Source organism: uncultured Anaerococcus sp. (assembly GCF_937934665.1).
In the GTDB taxonomy this organism is placed as follows: domain Bacteria; phylum Bacillota; class Clostridia; order Tissierellales; family Peptoniphilaceae; genus Anaerococcus.
In genome coordinates this window covers 1-2,753 of sequence record NZ_CALGYW010000160.1, presented here as the reverse complement: position 1 = coordinate 2,753, position 2,753 = coordinate 1, and the positions used below count along the sequence as shown (strand labels likewise).

General features: G+C 39.8%; 2 protein-coding genes. One reads left to right on the top strand and one right to left on the bottom strand.

The window, feature by feature from the left end; genetic code table 11:
• Positions 1-1,915 (top strand): FAD-dependent oxidoreductase (locus Q0410_RS08225; protein ID WP_299035543.1); only part of this gene is annotated, 1,915 nt, incomplete at its 5' end.
• Positions 1,916-2,151: 236 nt separating this feature from the next.
• On the opposite strand, the gene Q0410_RS08220 is transcribed toward Q0410_RS08225, so the two are convergent.
• Positions 2,152-2,753, bottom strand: a 602-nt coding sequence (locus tag Q0410_RS08220) for an N-acetylglucosamine-6-phosphate deacetylase (RefSeq protein WP_299035540.1), incomplete at its 5' end; no start/stop codon positions are given.

The window sequence follows — 2,753 nt, the reverse complement described above, 5'->3', positions numbered from 1 at the left end:
AGAAGCAAGTGACGGTGCAAAAGACGGTACATATGAGGGCGCTTTCATGGGTATGAACGACGATATAAAAGTTGAGGTCGCCCTTGCTGACGGCAAAATTGAGAGCATTGAAGTTGTAGAACACTCCGAAACACCAGGTATTGGTGGCGAACTAAAAGACATAGACGGAAACATAAAAGAAGTTGGACTTAAGATCCCTGTGACAGATGTCCCAAAACAAATCGTAGAAAACCAAAGTTTAAATATTGATAACATCACAGGTGCGACAGCTTCAACAGTTGCAGTCAAAAAAGCTGTCGAAAAGGCTCTTGAAGAAGCCGGTGCAAATCTTGATGATTTTAACGAAGAAATTGTAGTAGACCAAGATTTTGAAGATATAGAAACAGATGCTGTAGTCCTTGGCGGCGGCGGTGCAGGTCTTGCGGCTGCAATAGAACTTGCTGAAAACGGCAAGACAGTCACAATTATTGAGAAAAACGGATCCATCGGTGGTGATACCCTAGTTTGTGGAGCAATCTACAACAACCCCGATGAAGAACTTCAAAGTAAAGTTACTATGTCAGATCCTGTAAAAGACCAAATAGAAGAAGTTTTAAAGGCAGAACCTGTAGATGATGACCATAAAGAATTAATAGCAGAAGTCCAAAAAGAATGGGACGAATACAAGGCTGCTGGTCGTACAGACCTCTTTGATTCTAAAAATTGGTATGCCCTCCAAACTTGGAACGGTGGAGACAATGTGGGCGACTTAGATTTAGTAAAAGTTTTAACCCATAATTCTATAGATGGTTATGAGTGGATTAAAGACCTTGGAATGCAGTTTGATGACTTTATAAGTCAAGGTGCTGGTTCCTTATGGCAAAGAACCCACACTTCAAAACAAGACATGGGTACAGGTTTCATATCTGTATACTCAAAAAAATTAGAAGACTTATCTGATAAAATTAATGTCCTAGTAGAAACAACTGCCGATGAAATCATTATGGAAGATGGCAAGGCTGTTGGGGCTAAAGTTATCGACAACCACTCAGAAAAAGAATATAATATCAAGGCTAAAGATGGAGTAATCCTTGCAACCGGTGGTTTTGCAGCCAATGCAGAAATGGTTCAAGAATACAATACGTCTGGCAAGTGGGATGACCTATCAGAAGTATCCACAACAAATAGGTTCTCATCATCCCAAGGTGATGGTATTGTTATGGCCGATGAAGCTGGAGCAGACCTAGTTGATATGGACCTAATCCAACTACTTTATTTAGGAAATACCCAAAACGGTCAACTAACTAAGTATCCACCAAGAGATGTAAATGGTACAGATCAAATAATCTTTATTAACAAAGAAGGAAAGAGATTTGTAAGAGAAGATGGTAGACGTGATGACATTTCAAAAGCAAGTCTAGACCAAACAGATGGCATGTTCTACATGCTAGAATCAGGTGACGGAGAAGGCTACAAAGACATAAACGACCCTGAGTGGAGATCTGCAGACGGATTTACTCTAGACTATCTAAAAGATAACGGATATATATTTGTAGGTGAAACACTCGAAGAAATAGCTGAACAAATAGGCTGTAATGTAGAGGACCTTAAAGCAACCATAGACGCCTTTAATGAAAGCGTTGATAGCGGAAAAGATGAGTTTGGTAGAACTCTTTATAGCACTAAACTTGAAAATGGACCATGGATTGCAACAGCAAGACAAGCATCTGTACACCATACCATGGGCGGTGTTAGAATTGACACTGGAGCAAGAGTTCTTGATAAGGATGGTCAGGTAATTCCAGGCCTATATGCTGGCGGAGAAGTAACCGGCGGCATCCACGGAGCCAACCGTCTTGGAGGAAATGCTGTAGTAGATACAGTAGTATTTGGTAAACTATCAGCTGATACCCTCCTAGAAGACCTTGAAAAATAAGTGAAGACACCAAAAGCTCAGAGAATAAAATCTCTGAGCTTTTATTTTTAAATCTTATTCACAAAGGTCACTCTGACGATAAAAGCGAAGAAAAATCCCACATACAAAGTTTTTAAATTTTAATTAATGTAACGAGAATCTCTAAAAAATTAAGCCCAGGACCTAAGTGGTCTGAGCTTATATTTTTCAATATTTACTATCATTTGCTTTCCAAATTAATCCTAAAATATCAAATCTTAATCCAAATTTCTATAGACTTCCACCCCATCAAGGTAGGTAGCCTTAAGATTTAAATCATAATCAAGGACTATGAAATCAGCTTGGTAGCCTTCTCTTAGTTTTCCACAGACATCGTCTATACCTACAGATTTTGCCGGTATTAGACTTGCCATCTGGATAGCTTCGAATATGTCAGCTATTTCCCAGTCTACCACATTTTTGACCCCGTCTTTTAATTTAAGGATAGACCCTGCAAGAGACCCACTATCCTTAAGTCTGGCTGTCCCATTTTCAACTTTTACAGGAAAATCTCCAAGCATGTAGTCACCATCAGCCATTCCTCCTGCACTCATACAATCTGTAATTAGAGCAATCTTATCTCTTCCTTTGATATTCATTAATATATTGGCTGAGTTTGGGTTTACATGGTGGCCATCACAAATTAATTCGGAAATCGCATCCGTAGACATAGCAGCACCAACCATACCTGGTTCTCTGTGGTGGAGACCGCTCATTGCATTATAGGTGTGGACAAAAATATTTGCCCCAGCATCAACTGCTGATACAGCTGTATCAAAACTTGCATCAGAGTGGCCTAGGGCAACCCTGACTCCCATGG